The 16768-nt window shown below is 60.7% G+C and carries 18 protein-coding genes; 5 read left to right on the top strand and 13 right to left on the bottom strand.

The features are described 5' to 3' along the window. Positions 1–23: 23 nt before the first annotated feature. The 8 genes from PFLQ2_RS06820 to PFLQ2_RS06855 form a co-directional block, all read right to left on the bottom strand. Entirely contained in the window at positions 24–734 is a 711-nt protein-coding gene (locus PFLQ2_RS06820) for an ABC transporter permease (protein ID WP_003184739.1), read from the bottom strand. After that, complete coding sequence (locus tag PFLQ2_RS06825) at positions 731–1459, bottom strand: ABC transporter permease (RefSeq protein ID WP_003184737.1); 729 nt, start codon at positions 1457–1459, stop codon at positions 731–733. The genes PFLQ2_RS06820 and PFLQ2_RS06825 overlap by 4 nt, the downstream gene beginning before the upstream one ends. A gap of 57 nt (positions 1460–1516) precedes the next feature. After that, the gene (locus PFLQ2_RS06830) at positions 1517–2299 is read right to left on the bottom strand and encodes a transporter substrate-binding domain-containing protein (protein WP_003184735.1); all 783 of its coding nucleotides are present in this window, start codon (positions 2297–2299) and stop codon (positions 1517–1519) included. Positions 2300–2628: 329 nt separating this feature from the next. Then, positions 2629–3777, bottom strand: coding sequence for an acyltransferase family protein (locus tag PFLQ2_RS06835; protein ID WP_003184733.1), 1149 nt, complete (start codon positions 3775–3777; stop codon positions 2629–2631). Between the two features lie 520 nt (positions 3778–4297). After that, the gene (locus PFLQ2_RS06840) at positions 4298–5989 is read right to left on the bottom strand and encodes an ATP-dependent DNA ligase (protein ID WP_003184732.1); all 1692 of its coding nucleotides are present in this window, start codon (positions 5987–5989) and stop codon (positions 4298–4300) included. Then, positions 5986–7035, bottom strand: a complete 1050-nt coding sequence (locus PFLQ2_RS06845) for a ligase-associated DNA damage response exonuclease (RefSeq protein WP_003184729.1) — start codon at positions 7033–7035, stop codon at positions 5986–5988. Before PFLQ2_RS06845 ends, PFLQ2_RS06840 begins: the two co-directional genes overlap by 4 nt. Before the next feature lie 305 nt (positions 7036–7340). Then, positions 7341–9791 carry a penicillin acylase family protein gene (locus PFLQ2_RS06850; RefSeq protein WP_003184727.1) on the bottom strand — a complete coding sequence of 817 codons (2451 nt, stop codon included), beginning with the start codon at positions 9789–9791 and terminating at the stop codon, positions 7341–7343. Positions 9792–9958: 167 nt separating this feature from the next. Next, positions 9959–10603: a glutathione binding-like protein gene (locus PFLQ2_RS06855; protein WP_003184725.1), complete on the bottom strand. Its 645-nt coding sequence runs from the start codon at positions 10601–10603 to the stop codon at positions 9959–9961. A 142-nt stretch (positions 10604–10745) separates the two neighbouring features. On the opposite strand from PFLQ2_RS06855, the gene PFLQ2_RS06860 reads away from it, so the two are divergent. Continuing rightward, positions 10746–11303, top strand: a complete 558-nt coding sequence (locus tag PFLQ2_RS06860) for a cysteine hydrolase family protein (protein WP_003184723.1) — start codon at positions 10746–10748, stop codon at positions 11301–11303. A 158-nt stretch (positions 11304–11461) separates the two neighbouring features. Here the strand turns inward: PFLQ2_RS06860 and PFLQ2_RS28110 are convergent, their stop codons facing one another. From PFLQ2_RS28110 to PFLQ2_RS06875, 4 genes are all read right to left on the bottom strand, one after another. Next, the gene (locus PFLQ2_RS28110) at positions 11462–11665 is read right to left on the bottom strand and encodes an SEC-C metal-binding domain-containing protein (protein WP_003198420.1); all 204 of its coding nucleotides are present in this window, start codon (positions 11663–11665) and stop codon (positions 11462–11464) included. A 5-nt stretch (positions 11666–11670) separates the two neighbouring features. Continuing rightward, positions 11671–12156 carry an LEA type 2 family protein gene (locus PFLQ2_RS06865; protein ID WP_003184721.1) on the bottom strand — a complete coding sequence of 162 codons (486 nt, stop codon included), beginning with the start codon at positions 12154–12156 and terminating at the stop codon, positions 11671–11673. Positions 12157–12223: 67 nt separating this feature from the next. Beyond that, positions 12224–12700 (bottom strand): YchJ family protein, encoded by a 477-nt coding sequence (locus PFLQ2_RS06870; protein WP_033046234.1) that lies wholly within the window; start codon positions 12698–12700, stop codon positions 12224–12226. 11 nt (positions 12701–12711) lie between these two features. After that, positions 12712–13209: a DUF6231 family protein gene (locus PFLQ2_RS06875; RefSeq protein WP_003184716.1), complete on the bottom strand. Its 498-nt coding sequence runs from the start codon at positions 13207–13209 to the stop codon at positions 12712–12714. Between the two features lie 192 nt (positions 13210–13401). Here PFLQ2_RS06875 and PFLQ2_RS06880 point away from each other — a divergent pair, with 192 nt between their 5' ends. The 4 genes from PFLQ2_RS06880 (at position 13402) to PFLQ2_RS06895 (ending at position 16083) form a co-directional block, all read left to right on the top strand. Further along, positions 13402–14097, top strand: coding sequence for an OmpA family protein (locus PFLQ2_RS06880; RefSeq protein WP_003184714.1), 696 nt, complete (start codon positions 13402–13404; stop codon positions 14095–14097). Between the two features lie 90 nt (positions 14098–14187). Then, entirely contained in the window at positions 14188–14913 is a 726-nt protein-coding gene (locus PFLQ2_RS06885) for an OmpA family protein (RefSeq protein ID WP_003184712.1), read from the top strand. Between the two features lie 146 nt (positions 14914–15059). Further along, complete coding sequence (locus PFLQ2_RS06890) at positions 15060–15332, top strand: DUF1145 domain-containing protein (protein ID WP_003184710.1); 273 nt, start codon at positions 15060–15062, stop codon at positions 15330–15332. Further along, on the top strand, positions 15325–16083 hold the full coding sequence (locus tag PFLQ2_RS06895; RefSeq protein ID WP_033046229.1) for a hypothetical protein: 759 nt from the start codon (positions 15325–15327) through the stop codon (positions 16081–16083). The genes PFLQ2_RS06890 and PFLQ2_RS06895 overlap by 8 nt, the downstream gene beginning before the upstream one ends. Before the next feature lie 123 nt (positions 16084–16206). Here the strand turns inward: PFLQ2_RS06895 and PFLQ2_RS06900 are convergent, their stop codons facing one another. Beyond that, positions 16207–16671 carry a CopD family protein gene (locus tag PFLQ2_RS06900; RefSeq protein WP_003184706.1) on the bottom strand — a complete coding sequence of 155 codons (465 nt, stop codon included), beginning with the start codon at positions 16669–16671 and terminating at the stop codon, positions 16207–16209. Positions 16672–16768: the final 97 nt, after the last annotated feature.

Genomic DNA, 16768 nt, shown 5'->3' with positions numbered 1-16768 from the left:
ATGTGTGTCCTGGAACAAAAGCCCTAGTGGGTCGGCCCGAGAAAGGCCAGCCAGCGGCGTTCGGCGAGACGGAATAGGCCCACCAGTGCGAAGGTGACGGTCAGGTAGATCAACGCGGCGATCCCGAACGATTGGAACGTCAGGAACGTGGCCGAGTTGGCGTCCCGCGCGACTTTCAGCACGTCTGGAACGGTAGCGGTGAACGCCACGGTCGTCGAGTGCAACATCAAGATCACTTCGTTGCTGTAATACGGCAGCGAGCGTCGCAGGGCCGAAGGCATGATCACATAGGCGTACAGCTTCCAGCCGGTCAGGCCATAGGCCTTGGCCGCTTCGACTTCGCCATGGTTCATGCTGCGAATCGCCCCGGCGAAAATTTCCGTGGTGTAGGCGCAGGTGTTCAAGGCGAACGCCAGGATCGTGCAGTTCATCGCATCGCGAAAGAAACTGTCGAGCAACGGCTGGGCGCGCACCGCAGCGATGCTGTAGATGCCGGTGTAGCAGATCAGCAATTGGATATAAAGCGGCGTGCCACGGAACAGGTACGTGTAGAACTGCACCGGCCAGCGCACGTAGACCTTGGACGAAACCCGGGCGATGGACAGCGGGATCGACACCAGGAAGCCGATCAGCAGCGAGGCGCTGAGCAGCCAGAGGGTCATGGCCAGGCCGGTGACATTGACACCGTCGCTGTAGAGAAATGGCCGCCAGTATTCTTGCAGGAGCTCGATCATCGCACGGCCTCCCGCGCGCCTGCGGCGTAGCGGCGTTCAAGCCAGCGCAGGATGAAGTTGGAGGCGCTGGTGATCAGCAGGTAGATCAGGGCCGCCAGGACCAGGAAGTAAAACAGTTGATAGGTGCTCTTGCCCGCGTCTTGGGCCGCCTTGACCAGGTCGGCCAGGCCAATGATCGACACCAGCGCGGTGGCCTTGAGCATCACCATCCAGTTGTTGCCGATCCCCGGCAGGGCGAAGCGCATCATTTGTGGGAATACCACGAAGCGAAAGCGCTGGCCACGTTTGAGGCCATACGCCGTGGCGGCTTCGACCTGGCCCCGGGGCACTGCGAGGATCGCGCCGCGAAAGGTCTCGGTGAAGTACGCGCCATAAATGAAGCCCAGGGTGATGACCCCAGCGCCGAATGGGTCGATCTCGATGTATTCCCATTCCATGAAGTCGGTAAACGAGGTCAGCCAGGTTTGCAGGCTGTAGAAAATCAGCAGCATCAGCACCAGGTCCGGCACGCCGCGAATCAGCGTGGTGTAGAGCTGGGCAGGAATTCGCAGGAGTTTGACGCTGGACAGCTTGGCACTGGCGCCCAGCAGGCCGAGCAAGACGCTCAACAGCAAGGACAGGGCCGACAGCTTGATGGTCATCCAGGTGCCCTGCATCAGCAGCGGGCCAAAGCCCTTCAGGCTGAAGGCGGAGAGCCCCAGATTTTGTAGGAGTTGTTCGAACATGAAAGAGGCCTTTGGCAGGAAAAAAGCGCCCATCCGAGACCGGATGGGCGCAGCGCATTATTTGCCGCTGTACAGATTCAGATCGCCAAAGTGTTTTTTCTGGATCTCGGCGTACTTGCCGTCATCGTGTAACGCTTTGATACCTTTATCCAAAAGTGCCTTCAGCTCGTTGTTACCTTTCTTGATACCGATCGCAGTCTTGGCAGGCAACAGCTCGCTGTCCACAGGCTTGCTGACTTCGTAGTCGGCGCCTTGTGGCGATTTCAGGAAGCCCAGCTCGGCTTGCAGCATGTCCTGGATGGAGGCGTCGAGACGGCCGGAAGTCAGGTCGGCGTAGACCTGGTCCTGGTTCTGATAGGCCTGGGTCTTGACGCCCGCCTTGTCCAGCACGGCTTTGGCATAGGCTTCCTGGATGGTGCCTTGCTCGTAGCCGACGGTCTTGCCTTTGAGCGACGCGATGTCTTCAGACAGGCCCGAGCCTTTCTTGAACACGAGGGAGGTTGGGCCGGAGAACAGCTCGGCGGAGAAGTCGATGACTTTCTCGCGGGCCGGGGTCACGGTCATGGAAGAGATCACACCGTCGAATTTATTGGCCTTGAGGCCCGGAATCATGCCGTCGAAATCACTTTCGACCCATTTGCATTTGACCTTCAGCTCCGCGCAGATCGCATTGCCCAGGTCGATGTCGAAACCGACCAGGCTGCCGTCGGCGGCCTTGGACTCAAACGGGGCGTAGGACGGGTCGACACCAAAACGCAGTTCCTTGTATTCCTTGGCCGTGGCCACGCCAGCGGCCATGCACAACGCCAGTGCAGAAAGGGTCAGCAGTGCTTTTTTCATTATTCAATCCCTAAAACCAATATGAGCGCTTGTGGCGCGTAAGTATTGTTACCGGTGAAGGCGAGAACGGTATGACGGCATAAAGGTAGCAATTTCCGAACCACAGTGCCGAACAAGTGTTTTAAAAGCCACGGCGGCCGGTCACGGAGCGCGATGGTGCGCGGGTACGAGCGTACCTTAAAAGGCGCACCAGGATGGTGCCGACTCTGTGTTCTATCGCTCAAGTGGCAAGGAAGTGGCCGCTGTTCAAAACATCGTGTGCTGATCGTGCTGGAGCAGGCCCTTCACAGCGAAGCCGCAGCGGCCTGAAGGTTTTAATCGCGGTTTTTTCAAACCTCGGTATCAGGCCTTAATACCGGACGGCTGTGGGCGGGGGTGTTACTAAGCGCTCGACCAAGGGATTGCCCGGTCATTTCGACATATCGGTAGGTGAACATCGACACCAGGACGACTGATCCCGCTACCAGCAAAGCGATGAGGTTATTAAGCAGCACATTACCGAGGTCCAGATAACGAGTCCCGTCGATCACCGGTGCAATGTCAACGCCTGAGATTTTTTTCGCCACCATGAACGCCGACACTACGCAAAACAGAACGGCCGCGTGGGTCAGGTAGATGGAATAAGACAATTTGCCGAGGAAACCGAAGCCACGGCCCGCCAACAACCGTGACACAGCGCCGCGATCAAAGGCGAATATCACCACGATGGCACCGAACAACGGGCTGGCCCACAACTGCTTGCCTGCAAAATCATTGATCACGAAAACCAGCACCACGATCACCGCCACCACTTCAAACGTTGTCAGCAACCAGGTTTGGGCCTGTGTGGGGTGGGGGAGCCTCAGGTACACGGCGTAAGCCAGGCAGCCGGTGAAAAAGTAGGCGAGGCCCCGCAGCGACTCGACGGTAAAGAAGGTATTGCTTGCATACATCAGCGCCAAGGCCACGAACACCACCGTCACCCATACCCACGTCTTGGCGCCGAAAGCGATGCTCAGGATCAGGGCGAAGATCATATAGGTGTAATACTCGATACTGATGCTCCACGATGGAAAGTTGAACGACAGTGGCTCAGTCAAATGCGTCCAGGATTGCAACAGCAGTGCATTCGGCAGGATTTCGGAAGGGGCAAACTTCCCTGAAAAGGGTGAGTTGTTGAAGTCCATGCCTTTTTGAGCAGCCATGTATCTGCCGCACTCTAACAGTACAAAAATACTCAGCATAAAGAGGTGCAGGGGTAGCAAGCGGAAGGTTCGTGTGATGAAGAACTTTCGAAAGTTAAACTGTACGGAACGGCCATAAGCATGCGTCAAGACAAAGCCACTCAATACAAAAAAGAAAGATACAAATACTTCGGCATGGCGAAATAACAACCATTCGGTAAAGCTGCCGCTGACACGTAAGTGATAAAGCATCACTGAAATGGCCATCAATCCCCTGAAACTGTCCAGCGACTGGAACCGCTTCTCTGCGCGCATGGCAGGCTCCCTACTCGTATGGGTGGCACGTTCTGGATTCAACATGCCATTGGGGGGCGGTCCCGCTCGGCTTCACCCTGGGAAGGGGCTGGCACTCCCCGAATGATTGCATCCCTTTCATGGTTGCATAATCGGCTTGGCGCAGGATCTGGACGATGGAGACACTAAAATAAATGACGGGTCTGATGTCACGTTAGCAGTGCGCTTTGAAAGAGCAAGGCGGTTTTTTATTATCATGATGAAGGCGCAGGTGACGCAATTACGGCGTCAGAAAAACTGCTAGTGCGCGGAGTATCAATAGTTTTTTAGATGCGCTAAATCGCCTATTTAACACATGCATATACTTAGATGCCGTCATTGACGACTCACACTTTTTTTCATCCGTGTTACATAGTGACTATTGTCTAGAGCGAAGGGGCAGAGCACCAACGCGCCTCAGCTAGACTGTGGAGAAGTACACTATGAAATGCATCGCCTTGATAGTCACGCCGGCGTTCAGCAGCCTGGCCCGGGAGGGGGGTCAGCTTTTCAACAGATCCTGAAGTGTCACCAGCGTGTCGGCCTCGTCGACGCCTTTGTCCCGGCGCCAGCGCAACATTCGCGGAAACCGCACGGCGATCCCGCTCTTGTGGCGCTTGGACAGGGCGATGCCCTCGAAGCCCAGTTCGAACACCAGGGTGGGCGTGACACTGCTCACGGGCCCGAATTTTTCCACGGTGGTCTTGCGCACGATGCTGTCGACCTGGCGCATTTCTTCATCGGTCAGCCCCGAATAGGCCTTGGCAAAGGGCACCAGGGTCCGTTCGCGGCTGCCCGGCGGGTTATCCCATACGGCGAAGGTGTAATCGCTGTACAGACTGGCACGCCGGCCATGGCCGCGCTGGGCATAGATGAGCACCGCGTCGACGCTGAACGGGTCGATTTTCCACTTCCACCACACGCCCATGTCTTTGGTGCGACCGACGCCGTACAGCGCGTTGCGAGCCTTGAGCATCATGCCTTCGACGCCGAGGCTGCGAGAGGCTTCGCGCTGCCGGGCCAGGTCGAGCCAGTCCGGACCGGTGACAATCGGTGATGGCAACAGCACCGGGCTATGGACGCGGGCAAGCAGTGCTTCCAATTGTTCGCGGCGTTCGACTTGGGGGCGGCTGCGCCAGTCCTCGCCCTGCCATTCCAGCAGGTCGTAGGCCATCACCACCACGGGGGCATCTTCGAGGATTTTCTTGCCCAGGGTCTTGCGCCCGATGCGCTGTTGCAACAGGGCGAAGGGCTGCACGGCCGGTTGCAGCAGCGTGTCCGGATCGAAGGCGTCCTCGGTTTTCGGCCGGGAAGTTTTCCACACCACGATTTCGCCGTCGATCACCGTACCGTCGGGCAGCGCCTGCGCGAGGGCATGCAGTTCGGGGAAACGGTCGGTTACCAGATCCTCACCCCGGGACCAGACCCACAGGTGGCCGTCGCGCTTGATCACCTGGGAGCGGATGCCGTCCCACTTCCATTCCACTTGCCAATCACTGGCCGGGCCCAGCAGCGTATCGAACTGCTCCACTGGCGCGGACAACCCATGGGCCAGGAAAAACGGGTACGGCTGGCCGCCGCGCTGGGCATGTTCATCGGAGGATTCAGCTGCGATCAGCTTGAGATAACCTGCGGCGGTTGGACGATGGGACAGGTCGGTATAGCCCACCATACGTTGGGCCACCCGTTTGCTGTCCAGATTGGCCAAGCCGGCCAGGGCGCGGGTCACCAGCAGTTTGGACACGCCGACCCGGAAACTGCCGGTAATGAGCTTGATGCACAACATCAGGCTTGGCCGGTCCAGTTGCGCCCACAATGCCGGTAGCCGGTGTGCCAGGACTTCCGGCGACTCACCCCGCAACGGCAACAATTTATCCTCGATCCACAGTGCCAGGCCTTCGTCGGAACTGTGGGGCGATTCCGGCAACACCAATGAAATGGTCTCGGCCAGGTCGCCGACCGCCTGGTAGCTTTCTTCGAACAGCCACCCCGAGAGCCCGGATACTTGCACTGCCAACTCCCGCAGGATCTTTACCGGAACCAGCTGCCGTGGGCGCCCGCCGGAAAGGAAATACACCGCCCACGCCGCGTCCTCGGGCGGGGCTTGGGTGAAGTAGTTCTGCATAGCGGCGAGCTTGGCATTGCTCGACGTAGTGGCATCCAACTCGGCGTACAGCTCGGCGAAGGCTTTCATGGTGCCTCCTCGCCGGAATCGGTGTCGGCGCCGGCATCGATCGTGGCGGCGCGGTCTTCTTCGTCGTCGCCGTATTCGGTGGTGAACCCTTGGGCGTCGAGGCCTTGCTCGCATAAATGGCGCACCAGCACGCCGACCGAACCGTGAGTGACCATGACCCGCTCGGCGCCAGTCTGTTCGATGGCCCAGAGCAGGCCGGGCCAGTCGGCGTGATCGGACAGTACAAAACCCCGGTCGACGCCACGCCGCCGCCGCGTGCCGCGCAGGCGCATCCAGCCGCTGGCAAAGGCATCGCTGTAGTCGCCGAAGCGGCGCATCCAGGTATTGCCGCCGGCGGAGGGCGGGGCGATGACCAACGCCTGGCCCATGATCGGGTCGTTCTTTTTCACCTCGCCGGCGTAGATCGTTGGCGGCAGATAAACCCCGGCCTCGCGATACACACGGTTCAGCGGCTCCACGGCCCCGTGGGCCAGGATCGGCCCGAGGCTTTCATCGATACCGTGAAGAATCCGCTGGGCCTTGCCAAAGGAATAGCAGAACAGCACGCTGGCCCGGCCGGCGGCAATGTTCCCGCGCCACCATTGGTTGATCTCGTCGAAAACCTGCGTCTGGGGCTGCCAGCGATAAATCGGCAGGCCAAAGGTGGATTCCGTGATGAAGGTATGACATTTCACCGGTTCGAAGGGCGCACAGGTGCCGTCGGGCTCGACTTTGTAATCCCCCGACGCCACCCAGACCTCACCTTGATATTCCAGCCGCACCTGGGCCGAGCCCAGCACATGGCCGGCGGGGTGAAAACTCAAGGTCACGCCGTGATGCAGCAGGCGTTCGCCGTAGGGCAGGGTTTGCAGGTCGATGTCCTGGCCGAGGCGGGAACGCAGAATGCCTTCGCCGGGCGCCGCTGCCAGGTAATGTTGGTTGCCGTTGCGGGCATGGTCGCCATGGGCGTGGGTGATGACTGAACGTTCTACCGGACGCCACGGGTCGATGTAGAAATCCCCGGGCGGGCAATACAGGCCTTCGGGGCGGGCAATGACAAGATCCATGCAGTCACCGGGGCGATGGGCTTGTCAGGTAGAGGCGCTGGCGGGGGGAGAAGTTCTATTGGGTTTTCGCTGGAATGGATTGACTTCATCACGAGCAAGCTCGCTCCCACACTGGCTTTGTGTCGAACCGCGATACCGAATTCAACACCCAATCACCGTGGCGAGGGAGCTTGCTCCCGCTCGGCTGCGCAGCAGTCGTAACACCGACTGACGCGGTCTGCCTGTAGACGTGCCGGGGCCTGCTTCGCAGTCCAGCGAAAGCAAGCTCCCTCCACAGGCGTCTTGTCTTCAGCCCCGGTCGGCAGTTACTTGCCAGGCACCAGGGTCAACCGCGTCTTGCCATAGGCCCGATCGAAGTTCTGTGGTTGCAGCGGCAAATTCTGGTACTGCCCCTTGATCCACGGATCGATGCCATTGACATAGTTCGGGCTCGCCGGGTTACCGGATTGGCCCGCGCCGTCCTGCACCATCAACGGTTCAGGCTGGCCGAAGTCGACGATAAAACGCATGGCCGGCGCCAGCGTGGTGTAGAAATCCTGGCCCCAGGCAAACGCCGCCACGTTGAGCGTGCTGGCATCGCCACCGGCCGCAACCGGGCCGCGTACGACCTGGCCACTGCTGTTTTTCCACTCGTAGCGATGCAGGTTGCCCCATTGCCAGGCCTTGTGATCCGCGCCCAGTTGGCTGTCACCGGCGTTGATAGCGGCGGCCAGGCTGCGGGCCAGGACAACGGCCTTGTCTTCTTTTTGCGGCGTGCGCACATCGTCCCAGAACGGGCTGTCTTCGCGTCCCAGCAGATGGTCGGCCTGGGCCGAGTAGGACGACTGACCATTGGCGATCAATGCTTTCCACGCCGGACTGCTGTCCGGGCCCAGTTCGTCGAGGAAAATCTGCTTCATGCTTTCCTGCAGGAACAGCTCATAAACCGCCGCGTCGGCGGAGGTCGGGCTGAGCCGCCCATCGAACGCCATCAGGCGGGTGTAGGCCTCGCGGGCCTTGGCCCGTTCAGTGATCGGCAGCGCTTCGATCGCCTGCCTGAGCGGTTGGGCCATGCCCGGCGCTTCGAAGACTTTCTTGAGCTTGGCCGCGAAGGTCGTGGTCTGGTCATATTGCATGGCGGTCAGGCTGCGGGTGTCGTGCTTGCCTGCGCCGGCCAGTTCGGCCATGCGTTCGCCACGCTCCGGTGCGGCCCAGGAGTTGGACAATTGCATGCCGTAGCCGTGGGGGATGACGCGCTGGTTGGCCGTGCCGAGCCAGCCCTGGGCCGGGTCCTGGTCGTAAGGGTGCAGCATCGGATCGGCATAGCCATCCCAATCGTAGCGGCCGTCCCAGCCTGGCGACGGCAACAGGCCTTCGCCTTCGCGGCGGTTTGGGTAGCGGCCGGTGACTTGCCAGCCGATATGACTGGCATCGGCGAAGACCAGATTCACCGCCATCGCACGGATTTCCCGGCTGGCGTCGGAGGCTTTCTCGGCACTTTGCGCACGGGACAGGTCGAAAAACGCGTCCAGGGTCTTGTCGTCGGTAAAGCTCGGCGTCTGCAACGCCAGGCCAAAGCCGCTGGCCATGGCCAGGCCTTGGGCGCTATTGAGCAATGGGCCATGGCGAGTCTCGAACACCGCTTCGCGAATCGATCGCTGGCCTTTGATGAAATAGGTTTCGTTACGCACCATTACCGGCTGCCATTTGCCGTTGACCTCGTAGGAAAGGCCATTGCCTTGGCGTCGGATTTTTTCCAGAAACAGGTCCTGGTTGTCTCCCAGGACACTGGTCATGCTCCAGGCTACCTTGCCGTTGAAGCCCGCCAGGATCATCGGGATACCCGCCACGGAAATCCCGGCTGCCTGATACTTCGGTGCCCGGATCTGCACCGGGCTCCACAGCGCCGGCACCCCCAACGGCCCGTGGCTGTCGCTGGCCAGCAGGCTCTTGCCGCTGCGACTGCGTTGTGGCGCGATGGCCCAGTTGCTCGAAGAGGCAGCGCCCAGCAGGTTCATCCCAGCCAGTTGGCCGGTGGCCTTGCTGATCTCCTGCAGCCCCGGAACCTGGCCGTTGAGACGGATTCCCTGGAGCTTTTCGGCCTCGGCCAAGGGCAGTTGCTCGTCCGGATAGGACGGGCTCAGCCAGGCGAGCTTATCGTTGGTGACCGTCTGGGCCAGTACCAGGCTGGCGATTTCTTCCGGCAGGTTGGCCGACTGGCTGAAGTTCAACAGGCAGAACATCAGCGCCGAATCTTCCGGTTTCCAGTATTCGGGTTTGTAACCGGTGGCGGCCAGGTCCGACGGCAACTTGTCGCGGTAGCGGAACAGGTAGGCGTTGACGCCGCGGGCATAGACCTCGAAGAAACGCTTGAGCCGTGGCGAAGAAGCCTTGTACAGCTCATCGGCGTTTTTCTTCAGATTGACGGCGCGCATGTAGCGGTCGACGTCCAGCCGTTCGGCGCCGGACATTTCCGCCAACCGCCCCTGGGCCAGCAGGCGCAGGGTCACCATTTGGGTGATGCGGTCGCTGGCATGGACGTAGCCGAGGGTGAACAGGGCGTCGTGGAAGCTGTTGCTTTCGATCAGCGGCATGCCCATGGCATTGCGTCGAATCGAGACGTTCTGTGCCAGCCCCTTGAGCGGCTGTACGCCGGAAGTGGGCGGGACCGAGTCCTGGGTATTCCAGGTCTGGCAACCGCTCAAGCCGAGCACACTGGCCACTGCGGCGGCAGCGCCGAGCCGGGGGAAAAAGGAAATAGAGGCTGGCGAGGCCATGGCAAAGCTCCTGCGGGGGGGTAGCACCAATAAAGGCGCTACGTTAGTGAGCAGGAGGGGGCCGCGCAAGCGGGGGCGAGGGTTATTTGTTGATTTGGCGATGAAAGCCCGGGCTCGGTGACATCCTGACCTTCGGGATGACACCGAATCCTCGCCGTCGCGTCATCTCAGGATTTGGGTGGGTTGATCTTGTCCACCAGGGCGTAGGCCTTCACGGTCGCCGGACGTTCCTTGATGCGGTTGAACCAGCGTTGCACGTTAGGGAAGTCTTCCAGCCGCTGGCTCTGCCATTTGTGGGACACCGTCCAAGGGTAGATCGCCATGTCGGCGATGCTGTATTCACTGCCAGCCACGAAGTCACGGTCGGCCAGGCGTCGGTCCAGAACGCCGTACAAGCGAGCGGTCTCGTCGACATAGCGCTTGATTGCGTAGGGGATCTTTTCCGGTGCGAACTGGCTGAAATGATGATTCTGCCCGGCCATCGGTCCCAGGCCGCCCATTTGCCAGAACAGCCATTGCAGGACTTCTTGCCGCCCGCGTAGATCCTTGGGAAGGAACTGGCCGGTTTTTTCCGCCAGGTACAGCAGGATGGCGCCGGATTCAAACAGTGAGATCGGTTCGCCGCCGTCGGCCGGTTCATGGTCGACGATGGCGGGAATGCGGTTGTTTGGCGCGATCTTGAGGAATTCAGGTTTGAATTGCTCGCCTTGGCCGATATTGATCGGGTGCACCTTGTAAGGCAGGCCGGCTTCTTCCAGGAACAGCGAAATTTTATGGCCGTTAGGGGTGGTCCAGTAATACAGGTCGATCATGGGAGGGCTCCAGATAAGACATCGTGATGAAGGGACAACAATCGACGGCAGGAGGTTGTCCTCTTTTGCTCGAAGGCTTGCCTGTAGGAAGAGGTGATGCTCAAGTGTGGAAAAATCAATGACCGAGCAAGAGAAAACCGGCATGGAGCTACAGAAAAACGCAGCGTTGATCCTCATCGATCAACAAAAAGGCATCCTTCATCCCACGCTCGGCTCCCGCAACAATCCCGAGGCGGAGTTGCGCATGCTGGAATTACTGGCGTTCTGGAGACATTCGGCGCGGCCAGTGATTCACGTCCACCATCTGTCCCGCTCACCGGACTCGGTGTTCTGGCCAGGACAGGCGGGCGTAGAGGTTCAACCACGATTCGAGCCGATGGCCGGTGAAGAGCTGATTCAGAAGCAGGTGCCGGATGCGTTCAGCGGTACCCGTCTGGAAGAAAACCTGCGTAAGGCCGGGATCGGGCAATTGGTGATCGTCGGCGTGGCGACGAACAACTCGGTAGAGTCCACAGCGCGCACGGCCGGCAACCTGGGATTCGACACCTGGGTGGCCGAAGACGCCTGCTTCACTTTTGATAAGGCCGACTATTTCGGCAATGCCCGCTCGGCCAGCGAGGTGCATGCCATGTCCCTGGGCAACTTGCACGGCGAGTATGCGACGGTGAGCAGTGTGCGGCGGATTCTGGAGGCGGGCTGACAGGTCGGCACTGAATGTGCCGGCCTCATCGCGAGCAAGCTCGCTCCCACATTGATTCTTCGGCGATCATTAAATATCGCCTCACCTCAAATCCCCTGTGGGAGCGAGCTTGCTCGCGATAACGGCCTAGCAGGCGAAGAAGTTCTTCGCCCGGACCCTCAAGCCCCGTGGCACTTCTTGAACTTCTTGCCGTTGCCGCATGGGCAAGGGTCATTGCGACCGACATCCTTCAGGGCGTTGCGCACCGGTTCCTGGTGGGCGTGGCCGCAGTTCGGGCCATGGACATGGCCGTGGTCATGGTCGTGATGATGGTCATGATCATGATTGCAATCAGGACCGTGGACGTGAGGCTGCTGGGTCATCGGGGTTACTCCGCAATTAAATCGGCGGCGATTATCACGCCATTGCGCTCCAGGTGCACGTAGTGGGCGATGAATAATCCGGTTTCCAGCTCACCTTCCAGACGATAGGGGATCTCCTGTCGGGGTTTGCCCAGGAGTTTCACTACCTCCCGCACTTGCGGCCACAGGTTGGTACGGATCGGTACTTTGAAGAAGGCGCTGTGCCTGGGGCCCACGGTGAACCAATGCTCATGCTCACCTTCGGTCAACAGCAGGTCTCCCAGATGAATGCGGTAGGTCAGGCCGCGTACGGTCAGGTCGCTGTCGGCAGGGTTGTCGACGCGAAAGTGCAGCATGAACTTCTGCTCAAGGAGCCGAGCCCGCACCACCTCGACCTTGACCAGATGCACCTGCGGCTCCGGGGCCTCTTCGCCTTGCCATGACGCGCAGCCGCCGAGCCCGACGAACAGCAGCAGGCAAGCGATGCGCAATAGCAAGGGTGAATGGTTCATATCCGTGCCTCTGGTTTCCCCCAGTCTAGCCCGCTGGAGAGCGGACGGGCGTCGGACGTTTCCGAAATTAGCGCGCGAAGTAGCCTGCGCAGCACTTCTTGAATTTTTGTCCGCTGCCGCACGGGCAGCTGTCGTTGCGTCCGGCCTTGACCGATACGGTGGGGTCGATGAAATACCAGTGCCCGCCGTTTTGTACGAATGAAGACTGTTCGCGGTGGCTGTGTTCGCCCTGGCCGTCATGCCAGCGGGCCGTGAAAGTGACGAAGGCGTGTTCCGGCTGGCCACCGAAGACCTCGCTGCTTTCCACTTCCAGCCCCAGCCAGGTGCTGTTGGCGCTCCACTCGCTGATGGACTGGCGGTCGAGATCGTCCTGCTGGGCCGGGAGCGTGGTGTGCACCAAGTAGTCCACCAGACCCAACACATAGGCGCTATAGCGCGAGCGCATCAGGGCTTCGGCGCAGGGCGCCGGATGGCCGTCGTGGTAATGGCCGCAGCAGGCTGGCAGTGGGTTGCCACTGCCGCAAGGGCAAATGGGTGCGTGCATTGTGTTCAAGGCTACCACCAGTATTTTCCGAAATTTTCCGGGTTGGCCCAAAAACGGGAGTTGAGCCAGTCGGGGACTTGTTTGTATTCAAGCAGATCGTAGGTGAACAGGGTCAAGACCTGATCCTGGCGCTGGAACCGTTCGCTGGCCTGCAACGCCAGGGAAAAGAAGTCCGTTTCCTGCCAGCCGCAGGCGTTCAGGTCCGCCAGCACGGCGATACGGCTGGCGTTCAGGTTGCGGATGCCACCCAACAGGTTCAGACCGTCGCGCTTGGGCAAATGCTCCAGGCAATCGAGCGCCAGGGCCAGGTCAAAACGCCGTGCCGCTACGTCCGCCGGCAGCGCGCCGGGGCCGGTATGCACGACTTCGGTGGCTGGATGCGCCTGTTGGAAGGCTTCGAGCGCGGGGAAGCTGTCGGCGCCGATCAACAGCAGCGTTTGCGGGGCATAACGGTCAAGCACGGCCGCCAGGGCTTGTTGGGGCGTACGCGAAGAGATGGCAACGGTCATCGAAGTTCCTCAGTCAGAACCCTCACGATAGCCTGCCCGGACATCATGGCCTAGAGCGGTTTGCGCGCGAGCGGGTCGAACGGCCGTAAACACGCGGCGAAACCGACGAATGCCCAAGGCTGGCGCAGAGTCGAACTCGGGTCTTTACTCCCCTGAATCGGCGCAAAGCCGATCCCTCAAGGAGAAAAACCGATGAGCATCGTTCGGACAGCGTTACCCCTGGTTCTGCTCACCAGTGTGTTGACTGGTTGCGCAGGTTTGCAGAAAACCGACTGGCCGATCTGTGCGGCCACTGGCGGCGTCGTTGGCGCGGGATTGGGCGCCATTGAAAGCAGCTCCTGGATCGGTCCTGGTGCGTTGGTGGCCGGCACTGTGGCAGCGGGCTGGTGCTGGGCTCATGGCGACGGCGACGAAGATGGCGATGGTGTGCCGGACAGCCGCGACAAGTGCCCGGGCACGCCGAAGGGTGTGCAGGTCGATGCCGACGGTTGCCCGCCACCGGCGCCGGCGCCAGTGGTCGAAGCGCCTGTCGTGGTCAAGGAGGAGACCATCGTGATCCGCGACGTGCACTTTGAATTCAACAAAGCCACGCTGACCCCAACCGACAAGGAAGTGCTGAGCACCGTCGCGACCCGGCTGAAACAGGAAACGTCCACCGCGCAGCTGCGGGTCACGGGTCACACCGACAGCGTCGGCAGCAATGCCTATAACCAGCGGTTGTCGGAGAAACGGGCCAATTCGGTCGTGCAATACCTGGTCGAACAGGGCGTGCCTCGTGCCAGTTTTGTCTCGGTGGCCGGTGCCGGCGAAAGCCAGCCGGTGGCAGACAACAAAACCGCCGACGGACGTGCCTTGAACCGCCGCACCGAAATCAAGATAAACCGCTGAACCCCTTTGCCCGCGCGGCTTGTTGAGTTGCGGATGCGGGTCTTTACTCCTGTGTGACCGGTATGGGCCGGTGACACAGGAGCTTTCACCATGAATGTTCTAATCAAGGCCGCCTTGCCGGTGCTGCTGGCGAGCAGCCTATTGTCCGGTTGCGCCACGCACAGCGATGGCAGCGCGCCCCTCAATCAACGCACTTGGCCAATCTGCAGCTTGATCGGCGGCCTGGTTGGCGGTGGCTTGGGTGCGATCGAAAGCAGCGGATGGGCTGCCGGCGGCGCCGCGTTGGGGCTGTTGGGCGGTGGTTTGATCTGCTATGCCCAGGACGGCGATGAAGACGGTGACGGCGTGTTCGACCGCCGCGACCGTTGCCCTGATACGCCTGCCAATACGCCCGTCGAACATCACGGGTGCCCATTGCCGCAATACCCGGCCAGCGCTCCGCCGGTCGAGCCCCAGGCACCGACCAGCGAAGTCATCACCCTCAACGACGCCGGCAAAGTGCTGTTTGATTTCGACAAGTCCAACCTCACCGCAGACGCTCGCAGTCAGCTCGATGGGCTCGTCGGCAAGTTGAGCAATGCCGATGTCGCCAGTATCCGTGTGGTGGGCCACACCGACAGTGTCGGGACCGACACCTACAACCAGGGGCTTTCCGAGCGCCGGGCCAGTAGTGTCGTGGAGTACCTGCTGACCCAGGGGCTGGCGCCCGGCAAACTCACCAGCGAAGGCAAGGGCGAAAGCGAGCCGGTAGCTGACAACGAGACCGACGAAGGGCGGGCGCAGAACCGTCGGGTTGAATTGCATATCAAGCGTTGAGGCGCGGGCCAGGGCTGCCGGGTCGTCGACGAGACGATCCGGCGGGCGGATGCTCGGGCTAGATTAAATTTGCCTGGCCCTCTGGCTTATCCAGCGCGCAAGCCGTTACTGTGCGTGCAAAGAATAATGCTCGACCGGGGGGCCGTATGAAGGTGTTTTGGGGGCTGGGTCGCTTGCTGACCCTGCTGTTCTGGCTGGTGGTGCTGGTCAACTTGATCGTGCCGTTCGTCCAGCCGCTGCATCTGCTGGTCAATCTCGCCGGCGCGTTTTTGCTGGCGCTCCATCTGCTGGAATTACTGCTGTTCAGGGCCAGTTTCCGTGGTCGCCCTGCGCCGGGTCGTGATCGCCTCAGAGTGCTGCTGTTCGGCATCTTCCATCTGCAAACCCTTCCGACCGCGCCAGAGGCTTCCCATGCGTAAATTGTGTCTGCTCGTCGCACTCGTGTGCCCATGGGCTTCGGCCCAAGTGCTCCAGGTAGAAAGCCATTCATTGATGCGCCTGCCCAACACCACCAGCACCTTGGCCCTGGAACGGCTCGACGTGGCTGACTACGGCACGCTGCTGGTGCCGTCCAATGTCACTGAGCTGACCATCGCCCAATTGCACCTGGGGCGTGAAGCGCGAATCGCCATTGTGCCGGCTCAACAGGTGTTGGCAATGAAAGTGGCCCAGGCTGAAATGGCCGATGGCAGCCAGATCACTGCTCGCGGCGCACCCGGCACTTTTACGAAGGCGGCACGGCCGGGGCGCGATCTCAATCTGCGTTTTGAAGCGCTGAATGCACCTTTATTGTCGGTGGATGCTCGCGGTGGTGCCGGTGCGCCGGGCTACGTCGGTCTCGACGGCGCCAACGGCCAGGCGCCGGGTTGCACCTGGGGTTCGGCTGGACGCGGTGCCGACGGCAGCAATGGCAGCGATGGCCAGCCGGGTGCCGCCGGTGCACTGGTGCGCCTGGAGCTGCCTCGCGCCTACCCTGCCGAACAGATCAAGGTGACCGTGGACGGTGGCGTCGGTGGCGCGCCAGGGCCGGGGGGCAAACCGGGCAAAGGAGGCAAGGCCAAGGGCTGCCTCGTCTATACCGCCGATGGTGGCAAAAGCGGCCGCCCCGGAGCAGAGGGCCAGCCAGGGCCTGCCGGCGCGGCGGGGGCGGTGACGGTGCAACGGTTCTAAGATCAGTAGCAAACCCTGTGGGAGCGGGCTTGCTCGCGAAGGCGGTGGGTCAGTGAGTATTCATCTACCAGATACTCCTTCTTCGCGAGCAAGCCCGCTCCCACAGGGGCATTGGAGTTTTTTTCAGAACATCGGCCGCGCCGCGCCAATGGCTACCACCAGCAACCCGACCAACAGATTGATCCCCACCAGTTGGCGAATCTTCCCTAATACTGCCGCACCCCCCGGCCAGTCCTGGGCCGTCACGGCGTTGCGCAACGATGGTAACTGCAAGGCTTGGATCCGGATAAACAGCGCCGTCATCACCACATACAGCCCCATCATGACCTGCACATAGCGCGGCGCGGTTTCGAAGCCGGCGAAGCGCACGTGAACCAGGCCTACGCCGCTGATCGGCAAAAGCACCACTGCCACCCAGACCCAGACGAAAAAACGTTGAAACACTTCTACCCATAACTTGAGTCGAGCAGGGCCCTCAAGCGCCGTCATTGCGGCGGGTCGCAGGATCATCCAGGCGAAGAACATGCCGCCGACCCAGATCAGGGCGGCCAGTAAATGCAGGGTGTAGATAAGGGCAAAGGGTGTCATTGGGTTACTCCGTTCTGCGCAGGATTCATTAGCGGGGTATGATAGCCGCCGATCCGAACCACTGAAAATTTATCCAGCGTTTTTAGCGCCCGACCAT

It is taken from the genome of Pseudomonas fluorescens Q2-87, from assembly GCF_000281895.1.
GTDB lineage: Bacteria > Pseudomonadota > Gammaproteobacteria > Pseudomonadales > Pseudomonadaceae > Aquipseudomonas > Aquipseudomonas fluorescens_S.
Note: the sequence above shows the minus strand (reverse complement) of the source record. Positions and strands in the feature narration are given on the sequence as shown.